We start from the raw sequence: 20,448 nt of genomic DNA, 5'->3' as shown, positions 1-20,448 counted from the left end.
CGGCGAGGTGAGCTACCTCGTGCTCGACGACGTGACGCTCGCCCAGCAGGCGCAGCAGCCCGCGAGCGACACGGTGCAGGAGACCCCGAGCGACTGGGCCGGATCCCTGCTGTCCTCGATCGCGGTCTCGGGCCTCGGCGAGCCGACCGCCGACGAGCTGACACCGACTCCGTAGCTCCTGCCCGACTCCGTAGCTCCCGCCCGACCCCGCGTACACTGGAGCGTCCTCCCGGCCGTCCGTCCTCTGGAGCCCCCGTGACCACGCCCCCCTTCGATCCGCCGTCCGAGCGCGACATCGCGGTCGTCTCCGCCCAGCTGGGCCGTCCCGCCCGGGACGTCGTCGGGATCAGCGCACGCTGCGTCTGCGGCGACCCGACGGTGGTCTCCACGAGCCCCCGCCTGTCCGACGGCACGCCGTTCCCCACCTTCTACTACCTGACCCACCCCGCCGCGACGGCCGCGATCTCGCAGCTCGAGGCCACCCAGGTCATGGTCGAGTACAACGCGATGCTCGCCGAGGACGAGGAGCTGCGCGAGGCGTACGCCGCTGCGCACCGGGCGTTCCTGGCCGACCGCGAGAGCGTCGGCTCCGTCCCCGAGATCGCGGGCATCTCCTCCGGGGGCATGCCCTCGCGGGTGAAGTGCCTCCACGCCCTCGCCGCGCACGCCCTCGCGGCGGGCCCCGGCGTCAATCCGATCGGCGATCTGGCCCTGGCCCGCGCCGACTGGTCTCCCGAGCGCTGCGCCTGCAGGCCGCTCGACGCGTAGCCGCTCCTACCGGAGCCACGGAGGCGCCACCACCGGCGCGCTCTTCGCTAAGCTGATTCCCAGTCGGGGTCAGTGCTGCCCACCGCATCGAGAGCGGGCACTTCGCATTGCGTGAGGGTGTTCGCATTGTCCATCCCTCTTGGAGAGTCAACCGTGCCCAGAATCCTGATCGTCGGAGGCGGCTACGCCGGCTTCTACACCGCGTGGAAGCTCGAGAAGCAGCTCCGCCCGCACGAGGCAGAGGTCACGATCGTCGACCCGCTGCCCTACATGGCGTACCTGCCCTTCCTCCCCGAGGTCGCCGCGGGGTCGATCGAGCCGCGCCACGCGATCGTCTCGCTCCGCCGCCACCTCAAGAAGACCGCGATCCTCGCCGCCAAGGTGACGAAGATCGACCACGCGAACCGCACCGCGACGATCACCCCGACCGTGGGCGAGCCCTACGAGTTCGAGTACGACCAGATCGTCGTCACCGCCGGCTCCGTCTCGCGCACCTTCCCGATCCCGGGCGTCGCCGACAACGCGATCGGCCTGAAGACGATCGAGGAGGCGACCGCGATCCGCGACCGCATGCTCACGAACTTCGACAAGGCCGCGTCGCTCCCCGCCGGCCCCGAGCGCTCGCGCCTGCTGACCGTCACGGTCGTCGGCGGCGGGTTCGCGGGCATCGAGGTCTTCGCCGAGCTGCGCTCCTTCGCGAGCGCGCTGCTCAAGCGCTACCCCGAGATCGACTTCGAGGAGACGCAGTTCCACCTCATCGAGGCGATGGGCCGGATCATGCCCGAGGTCGCCCTCGAGACGAGCCACTGGGTGCTGAAGAACCTCGACCAGCGCGGCGCCACCGTGCACCTCGACACGCAGCTCAAGTCGGCCGAGAACGGCGTCATCCAGCTGTCGACGGGCGAGAGCTTCGAGTCGGACCTCATCATCTGGACCGCGGGCGTCATGGCGAACCCGTCGATCAAGAACTCCGACCTGCCCATCGAGGAGCGCGGCCGCCTGCGCGTGCGCGCCGACCTCCGCGTCGGCCACGACGACGTGCTCGTCGAGGGCGCCTGGGGCGCCGGCGACGCCACGGCCGTCCCCGACCTCACCGGCGGCGGCGTCGGCGGCTTCTGCGTGCCGAACGCCCAGCACGCCGTCCGCCAGGGCAAGCTCATGGCCAAGAACATCACCGCGGTGCTCCGCGGCGAGGAGCCGGTCGACTACGTGCACAAGAACCTCGGCGCGGTCGCGGGCCTGGGCATCGGCATCGGCGTGTTCCAGTCCGGCAAGATCGCCGTGAAGGGCTTCCCCGCCTGGGTGATGCACCGCGGCTACCACGGTCTCGCCATGCCCTCGTGGGAGCGCAAGTTCCGCGTGGTCTGGGGCTGGTGGAACAACCTCTGGCTCGGCCGCGACATCGCCTCGATCGAGGCCCGCGAGTACCCCCGCGGGTCCTTCGAGACCTACGCGTCGCGTCCGCGTCCGGCGGCCCCGGCCGCCGAGGCTCCGGCCGCGCAGGCCCCGGCGCAGATCCCCGGCCAGGCCGGTGCTCCGGTCCCGGTCGGCGGCGAGCCCGCCAAGTCCTGACACCGCCGCCGGGAGGGTCGCTCCTCCCGGTGGTCGCCCCCATAGCCCAATCGGCAGAGGCAGACGACTTAAAATCGTCTCAGTCTGGGTTCGAGTCCCAGTGGGGGCACTCCGTCCGACGTGCCGCTCTCTAGGCGGCGCGGGCGTGCGCGCTGCGTCGAGCGGGCTCGAGCAGCCCGGCCTCGAGGGCCTGGGTGATCTCGCCCGGGGTGCAGTCGGCGCAGAGCACGACGAGCTCCTCCTCAGTGTCGCGGCCGCCGGAGCGGTCGAGGACGACGGCGTCGGTTCCGCAGAGTGCGCATTCGATCATGCGGGTACCGTACGTCCGACCTCCGACATGCGCGCGGCAGCGCCCCGGCGCGTCTCGCCCGGATCCGACAGGGCGCCGGGTGCGCCTCCGGACCGGTCGTCCTTCCGGCCGGAGGAGCCCGGTGTTCGGGAATCGGACGAGGATCCCGCGCGCCCGCGCCGCCTCGCCTAGAGTCGTCACCGGGCGGTTCCGCGCCCGGGCGCCCGCGTCCGGATGCGAGCCGCCCGGTCCACGGCGGGCGCCGGAACGGTCCCGCTTCTCGTGCCCGCGGGCACCGTCATGCACCGCCCGGCGACGGGCGGCCGGGAGGCCCCCATGGGGAAGCTGCTCTACGGAGCCTCGGGAGTCGAGATCGAGTTCGACGACCGCACGCTCACGCACGTCCAGATCGTCATCGCCAACAAGCTGCGCCGCCGCGAGAGCTTCTTCTTCTCCTGGCGGGACGACCCCGCGGTCGGCGACGGCCGCTCGAGCATCTGGCTCGACCCCTCCGTGCCCCTCTACTTCAAGTACTTCGGCGGACGGGTCCCCTCGATCAACCGCACCTGGATCGACCTGCTGACCGTCTCGGCGAACTCGTCCGGCGGGCTGCAGCTCGTGCAGGAGCCGGACGCCGCCCCCACCCCGCCGCCGAAGGGCGAGCAGGGCGCCTGACCCCCGCCCGCCACGCCCCGGAGAAGAGCCCCATGCAGCGCGACGTCTCGGCCCACCTGACCCTCGACGTCGCGGCTCCGGCCGCCCTCGTCCTCTCGATCGCGGTGGCCGACGCGTACGGGGCGGAGGAGTCGCTGACGCTCACCGTCGACGGCCGCCCGCTCGCCGCTCGCGAGGTGATCGACCAGCACGGCACCCGGCTGCACGTGCTCGACGCGCCGGTCGGGCACCTCGTCGTGGACTACTCCGCGCGCGTCCTGGGACGCCTCGCTCCGCTCGAGGGCGACGAGGTGGACCGGCTGCGGTACCTGCGGCCGAGCCGCTACGCCGAGTCGGACGTGCTGTGGGCGACGGCCCGGGCCGAGTTCGCCGGCCTGTCCGGGGCGGACCTCCTGCACGCGGTGAGCTCCTGGGTCGGCACGCGGCTGGCGTACGTCCCCGGCTCGAGCCTTCCGACGGATGGGGCCGAGCGGACGCTGCTCGCCCGCCGCGGCGTCTGCCGCGACTTCGCGCACCTCGTCGTCGCCCTCCTCCGGGCGCTGGACGTGCCCGCTCGACTGGCGGCCGTGTACGCGCCGGGACTGCAGCCGATGGACTTCCACGCGGTCGCGGAGGCCTGGATCGAGGGGGAGTGGCGGGCGGTCGACGCGACGACGCTCGCTCCTCGGTCGAGCCTCGTGCGGATCGCGACGGGACGCGACGCGGCCGACACCGCGTTCCTCGGCGTCTACGGCGGCATCGCGACGCTGCGCGAGCTGACCGTCGGCGCCGTGGCCGACGTGCTGCCGGGCGACGACCTCGACCGGCCCGTCTCGATCGGCTGAGCGGGCGGCCGAGGCCGGCTACTCCGACTCGACGAAGCGCCGCCAGGCCCAGATCGACGTGCACACCGCGCTGAAGGCGACGACGGCGAAGAGCACCGGACCCGCTCCGCCGTCGGTCGACCAGGACGCGATGGTCGGGGTGAGCAGCACGAACAGCACGGTCGTCGCGAGGAGCGTGAGCCCGAGCCAGAGCAGCGGGGACCAGCGCAGGATGCTGCGGCCGGCGGGGCGCCCGACCGGGAACAGCAGCACCACGCTCGAGCCGACCGAGATCAGCGTGGTCGCGCTGAGCACCTCCGCGGCGAGCACGGAGCCGAACGAGCCGTCGGGCGGGACCACGGCGGAGGCGCCCCAGGCGAGTCCGGCGAGACCCAGCAGCGAGACGACGCGGACGGTGGAGAGCTTCGCGCGGTCGACGGCGGACGCGCCCTCGGGGAGGACGAGGCCGATCACCACGCCGAAGAGGAGCGCCGGGTCCAGTCCCGCGAAGCGCGAGACGAGAGCGGCCGCCGCGACCAGGAGCAGCGCGCGCGGAGCGGCGACGACGCCGATCCCGCTGACGCCGATCCGTCGGCCGACCAGCGCGGGGACGGCGGCGGCGACCGCGTTGACCACGGCGACGGCCACGATGACGGCGATCAGCAGGCGCAGGTAGGCGGGCTGGCCGTCGACGCGTCCCGAGAGCAGGACGAGGCCGGCTGCGCAGCCGATCATCCCGACGACCATCAGGCGCGGCGAGGCGGGACCGGTGTCCGGCTTGTCGTCGTACTCGACGGCGGCGCGGTTGCGGCCCGTGAGGTGCCAGCTGCGCTCGGCGCGGGGCGCGCGCCCGGCCGCGGCGAGGCGGGCCGGCACGACGACCAGGGCGAGCGAGAGCAGAGCGAGGGCGAGGGAGCGCATCCAGTCGGCCATCGAGACGACGGGCGATCCGGCGGACAGCGCGGTGGTCATCCCGGTCGCCGCGCTCCAGCCGCCCGGCTCCGATCCGGCGTCGGGGGCGGGCTGCGGCGGCACGTCACCGCCGTCCTGGTCGGGAGCCGGGACCGGCGCTGCGGTGGGCTCGGCGGTCGGCTCGTCCTCGGGCGCGGGCGCGGTCTCCCCGGGGCGGACGGGCGACGGGGACGTGGTCGGCGCCGCACTGCTCGGAGCGGGAGACGCGGCGGCCCCGGGCGCGGTGGGCGCGGCACCGGGGGCGGCCGGCGTCGTCGCGCTGGGCGTGCCGGTGGGAGCGGTCGTCGCCGCCGCGAAGGTCACGTCGATCCAGGGGCTCGGCGGGCTGTAGTTGCCGGCGCTGTCGCCGGCGATGGCGGAGACCCGATGCGCGCCCGCCGTGATCGTGCCGCCGGTGCAGCTCCAGGCGCCTCCGCTGACCGCCGCGTCGCAGGTGTTGACCCGGTCCACGTACACGTAGGCGCGAGTGCCGTCCACGCCCGTCCCGGAGTAGGACGCGCCGCTGAGCGGCAGGGCGGCGCCGTCCGACGGCGAGGTGAGGGCGGGGGCGGCAGGAGCAGCGGTGTCGACCACGAGGGTCACCGGCGCGCTGGCCGGCGAGGCGGCGCTGCCGGCGAAGGAGGCGGTCTGCGTCGCGGTGACGCGGTAGCTGCCCGGCGCCGGAGTGGGGGCGAGCTGGCAGAACCATGCGCCGCCGGAGTCGGCGGTGGCCAGGCACGCGGCGCCGCCGTTGGAGACCGCGGCGACGCTCGCGCCGGGGTAGGCCGTGCCGCGGACCGAGCCCGCGGAGGTCGCCGAGCCGTCGACCGACTCGATGACGGGGGCGCTGAGGACGGCGATCGGGACGGCGGCCGAGGTGGTCCCGCCGCCGGCGAGGAGCTCCACCGCGACCAGGGTCGCCGGCCCGTCGTCGAGGGAGACGGCGCAGCTCCAGCCGCCGTCGGGGCCCGCGGTGGTGATGCAGAGGGGGTCGCCGCCGCCGCGGAGCCCGATCTGCACCTGGTCCCCGGCCGTCGCCGTGCCGGTGACCGTCGTCGCTCCCGTGCTGAGGACCGCGCCGGAGGAGGGAGCGGTGATCGCGAGAGCGGCGGCCTGCGCGGCCGGCGCGGCCAGGCCGGAGACGGAGGCGACGGCCGCGAGGAGCACCAGCAGCAGGGCGGCCGTGCGCCGCGGGGATCGGCGGAGTCGGGGCACCGGCACGACCGGTGAACCCCCCGGTACTGCCACGTCGACGCCCGATTTCACGATGCGTCCATTGCACGGGGGCAGGGGGGAGCTGTCAAGCGCGCCGCACCACTGTTCCCGGATGTACACCATCCGGAGGAGGCGTCTCGGCCGGTCGGGGGAGTCGGGGAGATCCGGGAGAGCGCTTCCGCGAGAATATACCCGTCGATCAGATCCGGAGGACAGTGGAATGCGCGAAGACGAGGCCCGCGGGCGCGATCGGCGGGAGGTGCGCGTCGAGGCCGCGCGCTTCGACGATCCGCGCGAGCTGGGCGGGCTCCTGCCGCCGGGCCTGCGCATCGGACTGGCGCAGAGCGCCTTCCAGACGGAGGGCTCCCTCGAGACGGGCGGCCGGGGCCGGTCGGTGTGGGACGACTTCGCGCTGCGACGGGGGACGATCGCCGAGGAGGCCACTCCCGAGATCGCGACGGACTTCCTCCTGCGCTGGCGCGAGGACCTCGCGCTGCTGGTCGATCTCGGCGTCGACGAGCTCCGGCTCTCGGTCTCGTGGCCCCGGCTGCAGCCCGACGGCCGCGGGCCGATCGACCGCGGAGGGCTCGGCTTCTACGACCGCCTGCTCGACGGGCTCGCCGAGACGGGGATCCGGGTCGCGCTGACCCTGCACCACCGCGACACCCCGTCGGCGCTCAGCGGCGGCTGGATGAACCGCGACACCGCGTTCCGCTTCGGCGATCTCGCCTTCGAGCTCGGCGGGCGGTTCGGCGACCGGGTCGCCGACTGGATCACCCTCGACCAGCCGTCGACGGTGATGCTCGAGGGCTACGCGCTCGCGCGGCAGGCGCCGGGCGCCGGCCGGCTGTTCAGCGCCCTGCCGGCGCTGCACCACCAGCTCCTCGGGCACGGCGTGGCCCTGGAGGCGCTGCGGGCGGCGGAGGTGACCGGGAGGATCGGCCTCGTCGACGCGCTCGCGCCCGTCGAGCCCGCCTCCGACGACGACCGGGACCGCGCCTTCGCCTCCCTGGCGGACGTCCTGCGGAACCGCCTGGTGGCCGACGCCGTGCTGACCGGGTCCTACCCGGTCGGACCGGAGGAGCTGCCGCCGTTCCTCGGCGCCCTCGCGCAGGCGGATCCGGTCGACCTCGCGCGCATCTCGGCTCCGCTCGACTTCTACGCGGTCGCGCCGCTGCCGCCGCTGCGGATCGTCTCGGGCCGCGACCCGGCGCTGCCGACCGGGGTGGGCGCTCCTCCCGCGCTCCCGTTCCACACGGCGCCCTGGCCGGAGCTGGACCGCACGGGCGACGGCTCGCCGGTCGCACCCTGGGCGGTGGTCTCGGTGCTGCGGTCCCTCGTGGAGCGCTACGGCGACGCCCTGCCGCCGCTGGTGGTGACCGCGCTCGGCGCGAGCTACCCCGACGAGCCCGATCGCGAGGGTGCGATCGTCGACACGGAGCGGATCCGCTGGCTCGGGGCGCACCTGGCCGCTCTCGCCGAGGCCGTCCACGACGGACTGCCGGTGGAGGCCGTGCAGCTCTGGACCCTGGTCGACGCGTTCGAGTGGCAGCACGGCTACAGCCGCCCGCACGGGCTCGTGGCCGTCGACACGCGCAGCCGGGACCGCGTGCCCAAGGCGTCGTTCGACTGGCTCCGGCGCGTCCTCGACGCCCGCTCCTGACGCGGGGGCGTGCGAGACTGCCGCCGTGCGCAGCCTCCTCGCCCTCGCCTCCGTCCTCCACGCCGACCCCGCCCCGGTGCTCGCCGCCCTCGCGGACGTCCTCGCCGCCGACGGCGCCTACGAGCGGCGGGGGAGCGGGCTCGAGCGCCGACTCCCCGTGCTCGGCGTCGAGCAGTGGCGGGTCCTGGCGGACGAGGAGGGGGCCCGGGTCGAGTGCGAGCTGGTCGCCGCACCCGCCTCGTCGGCGCTCGCCGGGGTCCTCCTCCGGCGGCGGATCCGCGAGGCGCCGGACCGGTTCCGCGCGGTCGTGACCGCGGTCGCCGACGCGGTGGAGTGACGCTCCGGGGACGCCCGCGCGGGTCCGCTCCGACGCCCGCTCTCCGCTCCGCCCGCCGACCCGCCTCCACCCCGCGCCAGCGCCCCCCGAACGGGGAATGCGCGGGCGCTCGCCGCTGTTGTCTACCGATGACGGGACGGGGCTCGGCGCCCCGCCCACCGGACAGCTCGGAGGAGCCAGAGGCAGATGGCAGGAACAGGGATGAACAAGGGTCGAGGGGCGCGCGGCAGTGACGACGAGATCGTCTACCGCCGCCACGCGAACGGACGCGGCATGGTCGCTCCCGGATCGCGCGTCTCGGCGACCGCGTACGTGGAGACCGGCGCCTACGTGGAGCCCGGCGCGACCGTGGGCGAGCGCGCCTGGATCGGCGCGGGCAGCTGGGTCGACCGCGACGCCATGATCGGGCACAGCGCCTTCATCGGCGCGAACGTGCACGTCGGGCCCGAGGCGATCATCGGACCGGGGGCGCGGATCGGGAGCTACTCCCGCATCGGACGCTCGGCCGTGATCGCGACCGGCGCCCGCATCGACCGCGACACCGTGGTGCCCGACGGCGCCCGGAAGGGCATCGACGAGGCGAGCGAGAGCGGCCGCCGCGCGGCCTGACCTCCACGACCCTGTTCCGCCGGCTCCCCGGAGCGGCGGAATAGGGTCGTTCCATGTTCGAACTCCACCACCTCAGCGCCCAGGAGCAGTGGGACTGGCTGCAGCGCGGAGAGGTCACGCCTCTCGAGCTCGCCGATCACTACCTCGCCCGGATCGAGCGGTGGAACGGGGAGCTGGGCGCCTTCGCCACGGTGACCGCCGATCGGGCGCGGGAGCGGGCGTCATCGCTCGGCACCGGGCCCGGCACCGCTCCGCTCTGGGGCCTGCCGAGCGGCGACAAGGACCTCTGGCGGCGCGCGGGCGTGCGGACCGCATCCGGATCGCGGCTGCGCGAGCACCACGTGCCCACCGTCTCCGACGAGATCGTCGAGGTGCTCGACGCGGCGGGAGCGGTCAGCCTCGGCAAGACCGCGGCGCCCGAGTTCGGGATGCCCTCCTACACCGAGACGCTGATCGGCCCGCCCGCCGTCACGCCCTGGGACACCCGCCTCGGGGCCGGCGGATCCAGCGGAGGAGCGGCGGTCGCCGTCGCCGCGGGACTGCTGCCGTTCGCCCCCGCCTCGGACGGCGGCGGGTCCATCCGCATCCCCGCCGCGGCCTGCGGCCTGGTGGGACTGAAGCCCTCCCGCGGACGCGTCGCCGCGCTCTCCGGCATCGGCGGGGTCGGCGGCCTGACGGTCGCCGGGCCGATCACCCGCTCGGTCGCCGACGCGGGCCTCCTGCTCGAGGGCATGCTGGAGCGGACGAACGGCCGCCTCCCGCAGCGCTGGTCGCTCGGCGCGCCCGGCGACGGCGACGGCTCGTTCCTCGGCGCCGCGGTGCGCGGAGAAGGGCGCTTCCAGATCGGCGTGCTGACGGACTCGCCCTGGGACGAGGAGTACGAGATCGCTCTCGCTCCGGAGGCGCGCGCCGCGCTGGACGAGGGGATCGCCGCGCTGGCCGCGCTCGGCCACGGGCTCGAGGAGGCGTCGCTGCCCCCGAGCGCCCCGTACCCCGCCGCGTTCCGGACGCTGTGGCAGAGCGGCGCGGCGACCCTGCCCGTCGAGGGCGCGGACCTCGATCTGCTGGAGCCGCTGACCCGCTGGCTGGTGGAGGAGGGACGCCGGCGCTCCGCCCGCGAGATCGTCGAGGCGGCGTCCTGGCTCTCGGGCTACGAGCGCGCGGTGATCGCGGCGTTCTCCGGCGTCGACGCGGTCCTGACGCCGTCGCTGGCGATGACGCCGCGCCCCGTCGGCTGGTACGACTTCGAGGATCCCGAGCGCAATTTCGAGCAGCAGTGCCTCTACACGCCGTACACGTCCTTCGTGAACGTGAGCGGCCTCCCCGCGATCACCCTTCCGCTGAGCACCACGGAGGAGGGCCTGCCGATGGGAGTCCAGCTGATCGGGCGACCCGGCGGCGAGGCGACGCTGCTGGCGATCGGCGCACAGCTCGAGCGGCGGGCGCGCTGGCAGAGGCGGCACCCGCCGCAGTGGTGAGGGGGGAGGCCGCAGTCGTGACGGGTCCGGGCGCGGCCGCACGGCGGATGGTCAGGTCCGGCTCTGGTCACTGAGGTAAGCCTTGCCTATACTCGAACACGATGTGCATGTTCGAGGACCGCGACGGCTCCGCGCCGGTCGACGTGAAGCAGTTCCTGATCGCGGGCGACGAGACCGTCGTGCCGTGGATCCAGAGCATCCTCGACGCCCTTCCCGCGAACGCCCGCGGCCAGGTCTTCGTCGAGGTCGACGACGCGCGCGGACTGCCGCCGCTCGCCGCCCCCGGACGGGTCTGCGTCACCTGGCTCGGCCGCTCCGAGCGCTCGGGCGCCCCCGGCACCGGTGAGCGATGCTCCCGCGGAGTCGCACTCGACCGCGCGGTCCGGGCCTGGGTCGGCGAGATGTCGGTCGTCGACGGCGACTACCCGTGGGCCGACGGCCGCCACGACTTCTGCGCCTGGATCGGCGGGGCCGGCCCCGTCGTCGCCGAGCTCGCCGCCGACGTCGAGGCGCGCCTGCGCACCTCCGCCGAGCACGCCGCGCGCTGACCGTCCGCCGGGCGTCCCGGCTGAGTGTTAGGCAAGGCTTACCTTCTGTGCGAGACTGAGGCGATGCCTCCGACGACCGCCGCCCCCGCCCGACCGGCCTACCGGCCGTACCTCGCGACCGTCGCCGCAGCGACCCGGATCGCCCCGCACTTCATCCGCGTGACCCTCACCGGCACCGGCCTCGACCACGTCGGCTGCACCGGCCCCGACCAGCGCATCAAGCTCGTCGTCCCCACCGCCGCCTCCGACGCCCCCGCCTTCCTCGCCTCCGTCTCGGACCCCGACGGACCCGACGGACTCGACCCCGACTGGTACGGCCGCTGGCGACAGCTCCCCGACGAGCTCCGGAACCCGCTCCGCACCTACACCATCCGCGCCGTCCGCCCCGAGGACGCCGAGGTCGACATCGACTTCGCCGCCCACGGCGACACCGGACCGGCCTCCGCCTGGGTCGAGAGCGCCCGCGCCGGCGACCAGATCGTCATCATCGCGCCCGACACGCGCTCCGACCTCCCCGGCGGCGGAGTCGAGTTCCACCCCGGCGCCGCCACCTCCCTCCTCCTCGCCGGCGACGAGACGGCCGTCCCCGCCATCGCCGCGATCCTCGAGAGCCTCGACGACGACGCCACCGGAGCCGCGTTCCTCGAGGTCCCCACCGCCCACGACCGCCTCCCGCTCCGCCACCCCGCCGGCGTCCACGTCACCTGGATCGTCCGCGCCCACGCGGCAGCCCCCGGAGCGGCCCTCGGCGACGCGGTCCGCGCCTGGGCCACCCGCTTCCTCACCGCCCACCACCGCGGCGTGGACGTCAGCGACATCGACGTCGACCACGAGATGCTCTGGGAGGTCCCCGACGAGAGCACCGACCCCGGCCTCTACGCCTGGATCGCCGGAGAAGCCGGCGCCGTGAAGCTGATCCGCCGCTGCCTCGTCACCGAGCTCGGACTCGACCGGAAGCGCGTGGCGTTCATGGGGTACTGGCGCCTCGGCCGCCAAGAGTCCAACTGACCCGGAGCGCCGCAGGGCGACGTTCTGCGGCGTTGTCGTCGGGCGCGATACCGCCGGTATCGCTTCCTCCTCCGCCTTGCAGAACGTCGCCCTGCGACGCTCCGGGCGCTGCTCGTAGGGGTGCGGCGCGCCGGGGGCGCGACCGCGGGGGACAGCGCGCCGGGGGCGCGGCCGCGGGGGACGGCGCGCCGGGGGCGCGGCCGCGGGGGACGGCGCGCCAGGGGCGCGACCGCGGAGGACGATGCTGATCGAGTGGACCTCGCAGAGGGCGCCTCGAGAGTCATTGCCGACGGATTTCGCGCGTGATCGAGCGGTTCTCGGGTGCCTGGCGAGTCGGGCGACCGCGCCCGGACATGCTCATCGGGTAGCCCTCGGAGAGGGAGTTTCGAGATCCACGCCCGACCGATTTCGCGGCTGATCGAGCAGCTCGCGGGCACAGACCGAGTCGGGCGACCGCGCGCAGACCTGCTGATCGGGCAGCCCTCGGAGAGGGCGTGTCGAGATCCACCCGACGAGCGCGCCGGGTGCTCCGCGCCGCCCCGGCGTCGAGTCGGCGGCGGCGGGGAGCGGCAGCGGGCTACAGGGTGGGCGAGACGCCCACGAGGCGGCTGGAGAGGGTCCAGAGGTCGTGGGCGAGAGCGCGGTCGCGGGCCTGGGGGTTCAGGGAGCCGTGCGGTGTCAGCTGGTCGAAGTAGGTGCCGCTGGCGGCACCGACATCGGGCTCGGAGGCGAGGGTGATCAGCGGTACCGCACCCGCCTCGGCGGAGATGCCGAAGGAGCCGACCGAGAGGCTCGTCATCAGCTTCATCATCGTGCTGTCGGCACCGAAGCTCGTCGAGACGACGCCCGGGTGGAACGAGTACGCGTCGACCGACGTCGTCAGCAGGCGCTCCGCCAGCTCGCGGATGAAGAGGATCGTCACCAGCTTCGACGTGCCGTAGGCCCGCCAGCCGCCGAGCCACGGACCGCGGCGGTTGTCGAGGTCGTCGAGCCTCAGGCGACCGAAGCGGTTCGCGAGGCTCGCCGTGGAGACGACGCGGACGCCGGCCCGCTCCCTCGAGGTCTCGATCATCCGCGGGAGCAGGAGCCGCGTGAGCAGGAACGGCGCGAGATGGTTGCTCTGGATCGTCCGCTCGTGGCCGTCGACCGTCTCGGCGCGGTGGGAGACGAGCCCGCCCGCGTTGTTCGCCAGCACGTCGATCCGCTCGTAGCGCTCGAGGAGGCCGTCGGCCAGGGCGCGGACGTCGTCGAGCCGGTCGAAGTCGGCCAGGAACGCGTCCCCTCCCACGTCGGCGGCGACCGCGCGGGTGCGCTCGGGGTTCCGCCCGACCACGGCCACGCGGGCACCGGCGGACGCCAGCGCTCCCGCCGCGACCCGGCCGATGCCGGAGCTCGCTCCGGTGAGGACGACGACGCGCCCCGTCATGTCAGTGACCACGGAGATATCCGCCCTTCTCGAGACCGGCTTCGATCTCGAATCGATTGCGCAGCGGATCGCGACCCGCCACCGTGTACGCGAACGGGAACCACATCCCGTAGAGCCGCCACTGCTCCTTGTGCACGGCCTCGTGCTCGAGGACGCTGTCGGAGACGTTGGTGCCCGTGAGGTAGCTCGTGCCGACGCAGGACCCTCCGCGGCCGAACGCCCAGGAGGGCAGACCGGTGAAGACGACGAGGCCGTGGCTGCGCCGGATCGGGCCCGTGCTCCACAGCGCGCCCCAGGCGAGTCCGACCGCGCACGCGAAGAGGTAGCCCGGCCGGGTGATCGCCGGATCCAGGGCCACCGTCGCGACGGCTCGACGGAGCGCGCTCACGCGCTGTCGCGTCCGTAGGTCTCGAGCAGCCGCAGCCAGACCTCGCTGATCGTCGGATAGGAGGGGACCGCGTGCCAGAGGCGCGAGAGCGGCACCTCGCCGACGACGGCGATCGTCGCGGAGTGGATCAGCTCTCCGACCTCCTTGCCGACGAAGGTGACGCCGAGGACGACCTTCCGGTCCTCGTCCACGACCATCCTCGCGGTGCCCGTGTAGCCGTCGGCGGCGAGGGCGGCGCCGGCGACCGAGCCGATCTCGTAGTCGACGACGCGGGTGCGGTATCCGGCCTTCTCGGCGGCCGCGGCGGTGAGGCCGACCGACGCGACCTCGGGGTCGGTGAAGACGACCTGCGGTACGGCCTCGTGGTCCGCGGTCGCGACGTGCGCTCCCCAGGGGGCGTCGTGGACCTCGGCACCGGTGGCGCGCGCGACGATCACGTCGCCGGCCGCACGGGCCTGGTACTTGCCCTGGTGCGTGAGCAGTGCGCGGTGGTTGACGTCGCCGACCCCGTAGAGCCACGGATGCCCGCCGCCGAGGGGAGCACCGTCGCCGCCCAGCACGAGCATCGTGTCGTCGACCGTCAGCGAGGAGCCGGGCTCGAGGCCCACCGTCTCGAGGCCGACGTCGCGGGTGTGCGGGGCGCGGCCGGTCGCGGCGAGCACCTGGTCGGCCTCGATGACGTCGCCGCCCTCGAGCGTCACCGCCACGGTGCCGTCGGACCGGCGCTCGACCGAGACGGGCGAGTCGCCGAGGCGCAGGTCGACGCCGAGCTCCTGGAGCGCCGAGCCGACGAGCTCGCCGGCGAAGGGCTCGAACGGTGCGAGGAGTCCGCTGCGGGCGACGAGCGTGACGGAGGAGCCCATGCCGGCGTAGGCGGTCGCCATCTCGGTCGCGACGACTCCGCCGCCGATGACGACGAGGCGCCGCGGCACCTCCTCGGCCGAGGTGGCCTCGCGGCTCGTCCAGGGGGATGCCGCGCGCAGGCCCGGGATGTCGGGGACGACGGCGGTGGTGCCGGTCGCGACGGCGACGGCGGAGCGGGCGCGGAGCACGCGCACCTCGCCGTCGGGTCCGGTCACGGTGACCTCGCGCTCGCCGCTGAGGCGGCCGTGCCCGCGGACGAGCTCGATGCCGGCGCCCTCGAGCCACTGCACCTGGCCGTGGTCGTCGAAGTGGCTGGTGAAGGAGTCGCGGCGGGCCAGGAGCGCGGGCACGTCGACTCCTCCGCTCACCGCCTGCGCCGCGCCGGGGAGATCACGGGCGGCGCGGAGCGCCATCGGCGGCCGCAGCAGCGCCTTCGAGGGCATGCACGCCCAGTAGGAGCACTCGCCCCCGACGAGCTCGCTCTCGACGACGGCCGCGGTGAGGCCGCCCTGGACCGCGCGGTCCGCGAGGTTCTCGCCCACCGGCCCTGCTCCGATGACGATGACGTCGAACTCGTCCGTCGTGCTGCTCATGCTGTCTCCCTGGGGTTCTCGGAGGCGTCGAGCCCCGTCGTCGGTGGGTGCCCGGCGCTCAATGCGCCGGCACGATCTCGGCCCGCCAGCCGTCGTAGCGGCCGCCGTGGCTCTCGGCCGCCTCGATCACCTGGCGGAGGAACGCGGTGGTCGACTCCTCGTCGACCGCGGCGTGGTGGCTCGCGACGAGGACCTGCCTCAGCCTCAGCCGCGAGATCGCGATCTGGAAGCCGGAGGCCACGAGGACGCGCCCGGCCCGTCGTGCGGTGCTGCGGCGGGAGAAGACGGCGAAGTGGTCGACCTCGCGCAGCTCCCACACCTGGTCGCCGTAGCGGAGCCGGATCTCGAGCTGCTGCGCGGCGCGCTCCTGCTGCGCCTCGAGGGAGGAGCCGCCGGGCGCCGTGACGGTGGTGCTCTCGTCGCTCATCGTCCGGTGAACTCCGCCGTCGTGCGCTGGAGGAAGGCCTCGGTGCCGATGCGCGCATCCTCGGACGCCGCGAGACGCGCGAGCGCCTCGGGGAGCGCGGCCGCGGCCTCGGCGTCGGACGCGGCGACCGCGAGCCGGGCACTGGCCAGGGCGGCCTGCACGGCGAGCGGCGCCTGCGCGGCGATCCGGGCGGCCAGCGCCCAGGCCGCCTCGGCGACCGTCCCGTCGGGGACGACCTGCTGCACGAGGCCGATGCGGTGGGCCTCCTCGGCGTCGAAGAGGTCGCCGGTGAGGATCCAGCGCATCGCGTCGCCCCAGCCGACGGCGCGGGGGAAGCGCAGCGTCGCTCCGCCGAAGGGCAGGATGCCGCGGGCGACCTCGATCTGGCCGAAGCGGGTGGACCGATCGGCGAGGACGACGTCGCTCGCGAGCGCGAGCTCGATGCCGAGCGTGAGGCAGGTGCCCTGGAGGCCGATGACCACCGGCTTGCTCACGGGGCGGGTGCGCAGGCCCCAGGGGTCGAGACCGCCCTCGGGCACGAAGTCGAGGCCGTCGGAGCCCAGGCGGGGCCCGATGTCGGCGAGGTCGAGCCCGGCCGTGAAGTGCCCGCCCTCGGCGAGGACGACGCCGGCGCGCAGCTCCGGGTCGCGGTCGAGCTCGCCGTACGCGGACGCCAGCTCCGCGAGCAGCCGCAGATCGGCGGCGTTGCGCTTCTCGGGCCGGTCCAGCACGATCGCGAGCACGGTCCCGCGCCGCTCGGTGCGCACGCGCGGTCTCTCGTCGCTCATCGTTCCTCCGCTCGGTCGCGTCCGACCATCTTGCCGGGTGCCGCCGACACGCGCTCGGGCTTGCGCGCCGATGGCAGGGCTCTCTCAGGCCCCGCGGGACAGAGCGCCGAGGAGGCGGAGGATCGTGGGCAGGTCGTCCTCGGCCGCGGTCGGCGACGACGGGGCGAACGAGGTGACGCCGGCGCCCGCGAGCGGGAAGCGGGACCGGAGGGCGTCGAGGCTCGCGACGAGGCGCGAGGCGGGAACGCCGAAGGGCACCGGGTCGAACAGCCCGGCGAGATCGGCGGGGTCGAGCACGTCCAGATCGAGGTGCACGTAGACGGAGGCGGCACCGGTCGCCTCGACCGCCGCGACGAGCGACTCCGGGTCGAGGGCGTCCGCGGTCAGCACCGCGGCCCCCCGCTCGACCAGCGGCTCGAGCTCGCCGTCGTCGGCGGAGCGGACACCGGCGAGGACGACGCGCTCGTCGGCCACCCGCTCCTCGGCGCCCGCGCTCAGGAGGCCGACGCCTCGGCCCAGCGCGGCCGAGAGGACCATGCCGCAGAAGGCGCCGCTGGGGGAGGACTCGGGAGTGTGCGCGTCCGGGTGGGCGTCGAGCCAGACCAGCGCGACCGGACCCGGTGCCGAGCGTACGGCGTGCCCGATCGCCGCGAACTCGACGCCGCAGTCGCCGCCGATCGTGATCACGGGACCGGTGCGGCCCGAGAGGGCCTCGCGCACCCGCTCGGCGACGGTGGCGACCGAGGCGTAGCGGCGGATGCCGGTGTCCTGGGCGTCGCCCGCCTCGGCGGGGATGTCGAGGGTCGTGGTGGCGGAGGAGGGCAGATCGCCCCGGATCGCCTCGGCTCCGTCGACGAGGCGCATCGCGCGCGTCGACGCCGAGCCCTGCCACTGGGGGACGACGAGGAAGGAGGCCATGTCCCTCACTATGGCACGCGCGCCGGTGCCGGGTGGCTGCGTGCTCAGGCCGCGGGCAGGCCTCCGGGAACGGCTGCTGGGCGGAGCGACGGGGGTGCGCCGTCGAGGTCGACCAGGGCCTCGTCGAGCGCGGAGCGGGCGCGGTCGGCGGCAGCGCGGGCCTCGTCCAGAGCGCCGGCCGGATCGCCTGCCGCACGGCGCACCGCGGTGTTCAGCTGCCCGAGCGTCTCCTCCGCGAGGATCCGGGGTGCCGCGGTGATGCGCTCGCCGTGCACGGCGGCCAGGAGCAGCACCGACTCGGCACCGAGCCGGGCCGCGGTGCGCGCCGCCTCGAACAGGAGGAGCTGGCGCTCGGCCTGGGCCCGCGGCTCGCGGTACCCGGAGACGACGGCGTCCAGAGCGGAGTCGGCGTCGAGCAGCAGGACCAGCAGCGCGGCCGGATCGTGGCGGGCGCCGGCCGACCGGGCGTCGTCGGCGTCGAGGAGGAGCGACCGTGCCGCGGCGCACGCGACGGCCACGTCGGCGGCGGAGGCGAGCTGCGCCGAGGTGCGCAGGTCGGAGAGGGTGGCGGCCCGCTCCAGGTCGTCCCGCACGGAGCGCTCGACGCCGCTCAGCTGCACCTCGGCGCGGGTCACGAGCCCGACCAGCGAGTCGACCGCGTCGAGCAGGGCGTCGGGATCGGGGGAGCCGCCGGCGGCGACGTGCTCGACGGCCTCGCGCAGCGGTCGGACCCGGCGCTCGGGAGTGGTCCCGGCGAGGACGGAGACCTCGGAGCGCGCCTGCTGCACGCGCTCCAGGAGGGACGGGCTCGGCGAGGTCACTCCGTGATCGTACGGCCGGAGTGTGACACCGCGTGACACAGCGGTTCGACCGGCGGCGGCGGCGTGCCCAGGATGGAGTCATGACCCGCTCACTCGCCATCGTCGAGGTCGCCCGCGTGCGACCGGGCCGCGAGGAGTACCACGCCTACGTGCAGATCCTGAACGGCCGCATCCTCGCCCTCGCGCACGAGCGCGGCTGGCGGGCGGAGCGCTTCGCCGCCGAGGAGCTGGGCACGGAGGAGCTGCTGGCGCGCACGGCGGGGGCGGACGCCCTCGTCCTCGCGGGCGGCGAGGACATCGCTCCCGAGCAGTACGGCGCCGACCGCGGCTACCCGGCCGAGGGCCCCCACGCGGAGCGCGCGGATGCCGCCCAGATCGCGCTGGTGCACCGGGCACTGGCCCGCCGGACCCCGCTGCTGGGCATCTGCCGCGGCCTGCAGATCGTCAACGTCGCGCTCGGCGGCACGCTGGTGCAGGACCTTGGTCCGGAGGCGGAGCACGTCAACGCGGCGGCTCCCGCTCACCAGCGCATGCACCGGCACGAGGTCGGGCTCGCGGCGGGCTCCGTGCTCGGCGGGCTCTTCGGGTCCGAGGCGCTCGCGGTGCAGAGCGCGCACCACCAGGCGGTCGACCTGCTCGCTCCGGGGCTGCGGGTCGTCGCCCGGGCGGAGGACGGCGTGATCGAGGCCGTCGAGCACGTCGCGGCCCCCCTCGTCGGCGTGCAGTGGCATCCCGAGGACCCGGACGCTCCCGCCGGTCAGCTGGCGACGCTGCTCGACGGGCTGGCGCTCGCCGCGGCCCGCGGGGAGTTCGCGCTGCCCCTCGCCGCCTGAGCGGCCGGGGCTCCCCGCGGGCGACCGGGCTCAGCGGGCCAGTCGGGCCATCCACGCCTCGATGTCGTCGGCCGAGCGCGGGATGCCGGCCGAGAGGTTCTCGGCGCCGTCGGAGGTGACGAGCACGTCGTCCTCGATCCGGACGCCGATGCCGCGCAGCTCCTCCGGGACCGTGAGGTCGTCGGGCTGGAAGTAGAGGCCGGGCTCGATCGTGAAGACCATGCCCTCCTCGACCAGTCCGTCGAGGTACATCTCGCGCCGTGCCCGGGCGCAGTCGTGCACGTCGAGCCCGAGGTGGTGGCTGGTGCCGTGGACCATGTAGCGGCGGTGCTGCTGGTTGTCGGCCTCGAGCGCCTCCTCGGCGCTGACCGGCAGCAGGCCCCACTCGGCGGTGCGCCGCGCGATGACGGCCATCGCCGCGGCGTGAACCTCGCGGAAGCGGATGCCGGGTCGGACGATCGCGAACGCGGCGTCGGCCGCCTCCCGCACCGTCTCGTGCACCCGGCGCTGGGCGTCCGTGTAGCGGCCGTCCACCGGGAAGGTGCGCGTGATGTCGGCGGTGTAGTAGCTGTCCTGCTCGACGCCGGCGTCCAGCAGCACCAGCTGGCCGGGGCGCACCGGCCCGTCGTTGCGCGTCCAGTGCAGGATGCAGGCGTGGGGGCCCGCCGCGGCGATGGTGTCGTAGCCGACCGCGTTGCCGTCGGCGCGCGCGCGTCCGTTGAAGACGCCCTCGATCAGGCGCTCGCCCTTCTCGTGGGCGATGATGCGCGGCAGGTCGGAGAGGACGTCCTCGAAGCCGCGGCCCGTCGCGTCGACGGCGGCGCGCAGCTCGGCGATCTCGTAGGCGTCCTTGACCAGGCGGAGCTCGGCGATGTCGCGCTCGAGCGCCGCGTCGCGGTCCGCCCGCTCGTCGGCCTCGACCGCGTCGAGACGGCCGGTCACCGCCGGGTCGGCCTCGCGCAGCACGGCGAGGGGGACGCCGTCGTGCGCGTCGAGGACCGCGTCGAGCTCGGCGATCCCGCGGGTGGCGAGGCCGAGATCGCTCGCGACCTGCGCGAGCGACGGGCGCGGCCCGATCCAGAACTCGCCGATCTCGGGGTTGGCGTAGAACTCGTCGGAGTCGCGGCCCGCGCGCTCGCGGAAGTAGAGCGTCGCGCTGTGGCCGGACCCGGCGGGCTCGAGGACGAGCACCGCGCCGGGCTCGGAGTCGGAGCCCCAGCCGGTGAGCCAGGTGAAGGCCGAGTGCGCACGGAACGGGTAGTCGGTGTCGTTCGCGCGCTGCTTGAGGCGGCCCGCCGGGATGACGATGCGCACGCCGGTGTGCAGCGCGGAGAGGCGCTCGCGGCGGGAGGCGGCGAAGGACGCCTGCTCGCGCGGAGCAGGCAGCGGCTCCTCCCGCTCGGCCCAGCCGGACGCGATGAAGTCGCGGAAGCGGTCGGAGGCGGGGGTCGTCGAGCGGTTCGCGGTGGCGCGG

The 20,448-nt window shown here is 74.9% G+C and carries 21 protein-coding genes and 1 tRNA gene; 12 read left to right on the top strand and 10 right to left on the bottom strand.

The window, feature by feature from the left end:
- The first annotated feature begins 255 nt into the window (after nt 1-255).
- The 3 genes from C5C46_RS16090 (at nt 256) to C5C46_RS16080 (ending at nt 2,449) form a co-directional block, all read left to right on the top strand.
- Nucleotides 256-768, top strand: a complete 513-nt coding sequence (locus tag C5C46_RS16090) for a DUF501 domain-containing protein (RefSeq protein ID WP_104227430.1) — start codon at nt 256-258, stop codon at nt 766-768.
- Between the two features lie 153 nt (nt 769-921).
- A complete protein-coding gene (locus C5C46_RS16085) occupies nt 922-2,340 on the top strand; it encodes an NAD(P)/FAD-dependent oxidoreductase (RefSeq protein ID WP_104225019.1) in 1,419 nt (472 codons plus the stop codon).
- A gap of 35 nt (nt 2,341-2,375) precedes the next feature.
- Nucleotides 2,376-2,449 (top strand) — tRNA-Leu (locus C5C46_RS16080).
- Nucleotides 2,450-2,470: 21 nt separating this feature from the next.
- On the opposite strand, the gene C5C46_RS16075 is transcribed toward C5C46_RS16080, so the two are convergent.
- Nucleotides 2,471-2,650, bottom strand: coding sequence for a hypothetical protein (locus C5C46_RS16075; RefSeq protein ID WP_104225020.1), 180 nt, complete (start codon nt 2,648-2,650; stop codon nt 2,471-2,473).
- Between the two features lie 315 nt (nt 2,651-2,965).
- Here C5C46_RS16075 and C5C46_RS16070 point away from each other — a divergent pair, with 315 nt between their 5' ends.
- Nucleotides 2,966-3,304, top strand: coding sequence for an ATP-dependent DNA ligase (locus C5C46_RS16070; protein ID WP_068211888.1), 339 nt, complete (start codon nt 2,966-2,968; stop codon nt 3,302-3,304).
- Between the two features lie 32 nt (nt 3,305-3,336).
- Nucleotides 3,337-4,128: a transglutaminase family protein gene (locus tag C5C46_RS16065; RefSeq protein WP_104227429.1), complete on the top strand. Its 792-nt coding sequence runs from the start codon at nt 3,337-3,339 to the stop codon at nt 4,126-4,128.
- Nucleotides 4,129-4,146: 18 nt separating this feature from the next.
- On the opposite strand, the gene C5C46_RS16695 is transcribed toward C5C46_RS16065, so the two are convergent.
- Entirely contained in the window at nt 4,147-6,273 is a 2,127-nt protein-coding gene (locus C5C46_RS16695) for a hypothetical protein (protein WP_181136545.1), read from the bottom strand.
- Between the two features lie 220 nt (nt 6,274-6,493).
- On the opposite strand from C5C46_RS16695, the gene C5C46_RS16060 reads away from it, so the two are divergent.
- From C5C46_RS16060 to C5C46_RS16035, 6 genes are all read left to right on the top strand, one after another.
- The gene (locus C5C46_RS16060; protein ID WP_181133785.1) at nt 6,494-7,936 is read left to right on the top strand and encodes a glycoside hydrolase family 1 protein; all 1,443 of its coding nucleotides are present in this window, start codon (nt 6,494-6,496) and stop codon (nt 7,934-7,936) included.
- A 25-nt stretch (nt 7,937-7,961) separates the two neighbouring features.
- Nucleotides 7,962-8,273, top strand: a complete 312-nt coding sequence (locus C5C46_RS16055) for a hypothetical protein (protein WP_104227427.1) — start codon at nt 7,962-7,964, stop codon at nt 8,271-8,273.
- Nucleotides 8,274-8,474: 201 nt separating this feature from the next.
- Nucleotides 8,475-8,882 (top strand): transferase, encoded by a 408-nt coding sequence (locus C5C46_RS16050; protein WP_104334124.1) that lies wholly within the window; start codon nt 8,475-8,477, stop codon nt 8,880-8,882.
- 53 nt (nt 8,883-8,935) lie between these two features.
- On the top strand, nt 8,936-10,360 hold the full coding sequence (locus tag C5C46_RS16045) for an amidase (RefSeq protein WP_104227426.1): 1,425 nt from the start codon (nt 8,936-8,938) through the stop codon (nt 10,358-10,360).
- A gap of 107 nt (nt 10,361-10,467) precedes the next feature.
- Nucleotides 10,468-10,908 carry an SIP domain-containing protein gene (locus tag C5C46_RS16040; RefSeq protein WP_160034004.1) on the top strand — a complete coding sequence of 147 codons (441 nt, stop codon included), beginning with the start codon at nt 10,468-10,470 and terminating at the stop codon, nt 10,906-10,908.
- A 63-nt stretch (nt 10,909-10,971) separates the two neighbouring features.
- Complete coding sequence (locus C5C46_RS16035) at nt 10,972-11,916, top strand: siderophore-interacting protein (protein WP_104227424.1); 945 nt, start codon at nt 10,972-10,974, stop codon at nt 11,914-11,916.
- Between the two features lie 577 nt (nt 11,917-12,493).
- Here the strand turns inward: C5C46_RS16035 and C5C46_RS16030 are convergent.
- The 7 genes from C5C46_RS16030 to C5C46_RS16000 all read right to left on the bottom strand — a co-directional run bounded on the left by C5C46_RS16030 (nt 12,494) and on the right by C5C46_RS16000 (nt 18,141).
- Nucleotides 12,494-13,354, bottom strand: coding sequence for an SDR family NAD(P)-dependent oxidoreductase (locus C5C46_RS16030; protein ID WP_244230659.1), 861 nt, complete (start codon nt 13,352-13,354; stop codon nt 12,494-12,496).
- The gene (locus C5C46_RS16025; RefSeq protein WP_104227423.1) at nt 13,344-13,730 is read right to left on the bottom strand and encodes a Fe-S oxidoreductase; all 387 of its coding nucleotides are present in this window, start codon (nt 13,728-13,730) and stop codon (nt 13,344-13,346) included. The genes C5C46_RS16030 and C5C46_RS16025 overlap by 11 nt, the downstream gene beginning before the upstream one ends.
- Complete coding sequence (locus C5C46_RS16020; RefSeq protein WP_104227422.1) at nt 13,727-15,187, bottom strand: NAD(P)/FAD-dependent oxidoreductase; 1,461 nt, start codon at nt 15,185-15,187, stop codon at nt 13,727-13,729. Before C5C46_RS16020 ends, C5C46_RS16025 begins: the two co-directional genes overlap by 4 nt.
- A 58-nt stretch (nt 15,188-15,245) precedes the next feature.
- A complete protein-coding gene (locus C5C46_RS16015) occupies nt 15,246-15,614 on the bottom strand; it encodes a ribonuclease E inhibitor RraB (RefSeq protein WP_104227421.1) in 369 nt (122 codons plus the stop codon).
- Nucleotides 15,611-16,402, bottom strand: a complete 792-nt coding sequence (locus C5C46_RS16010) for a crotonase/enoyl-CoA hydratase family protein (protein WP_104227420.1) — start codon at nt 16,400-16,402, stop codon at nt 15,611-15,613. Before C5C46_RS16010 ends, C5C46_RS16015 begins: the two co-directional genes overlap by 4 nt.
- Before the next feature lie 84 nt (nt 16,403-16,486).
- Nucleotides 16,487-17,320 carry an arginase family protein gene (locus tag C5C46_RS16005; RefSeq protein WP_104225034.1) on the bottom strand — a complete coding sequence of 278 codons (834 nt, stop codon included), beginning with the start codon at nt 17,318-17,320 and terminating at the stop codon, nt 16,487-16,489.
- Between the two features lie 44 nt (nt 17,321-17,364).
- Nucleotides 17,365-18,141, bottom strand: coding sequence for a hypothetical protein (locus C5C46_RS16000; protein ID WP_104227419.1), 777 nt, complete (start codon nt 18,139-18,141; stop codon nt 17,365-17,367).
- Between the two features lie 80 nt (nt 18,142-18,221).
- On the opposite strand from C5C46_RS16000, the gene C5C46_RS15995 reads away from it, so the two are divergent.
- On the top strand, nt 18,222-18,974 hold the full coding sequence (locus tag C5C46_RS15995; RefSeq protein ID WP_104225036.1) for a gamma-glutamyl-gamma-aminobutyrate hydrolase family protein: 753 nt from the start codon (nt 18,222-18,224) through the stop codon (nt 18,972-18,974).
- A gap of 30 nt (nt 18,975-19,004) precedes the next feature.
- Here C5C46_RS15995 and C5C46_RS15990 read toward each other — a convergent pair.
- Nucleotides 19,005-20,448 (bottom strand): aminopeptidase P family protein (locus C5C46_RS15990; RefSeq protein ID WP_104227418.1); only part of this gene is annotated, 1,444 nt, incomplete at its 5' end.

It is taken from the genome of Rathayibacter sp. AY1E6 (assembly GCF_002931115.1).
GTDB lineage: Bacteria > Actinomycetota > Actinomycetes > Actinomycetales > Microbacteriaceae > Rathayibacter.
This window is presented reverse-complemented; position numbering and strand designations above follow the sequence as displayed.